At 60.0% G+C, this 275-nt stretch carries 1 protein-coding gene; it reads left to right on the forward strand.

The features are described 5' to 3' along the window. Positions 1 to 275: hypothetical protein (locus R0J88_RS19970; protein WP_410900871.1), on the forward strand; the 275-nt coding region annotated here is incomplete at both ends.

A 275-nucleotide genomic window follows, 5' to 3' on the forward strand; every position in this document is an offset into this window, starting at 1 on the left:
GACCACGCCAACATGGCCCGTCTGCTGCACGTGCTTTCGCACCGCCACAAGACGCTCGTCAGTGGTGAGCGTCCCGACTTCCGCATGATGCGTGAGGTGGTGGATTACATTCTCGAGTACATGCAGGGCTTCATCATTCCGCTGGAGCGTCAATGCACCCAGATGCTGTGCGAACGCTCCGAAGACGCCGCGCCACTCTGTCAGCGCCTCATCCAGCAATATCGCACCCTGCACGAGCGTCTGGACAAGCTGTCCGACAACCTCGACAGCATCCT

This window comes from Pseudoalteromonas sp. SIMBA_162, from assembly GCF_046535955.1.
GTDB lineage: Bacteria > Pseudomonadota > Gammaproteobacteria > Enterobacterales > Alteromonadaceae > Pseudoalteromonas > Pseudoalteromonas marina.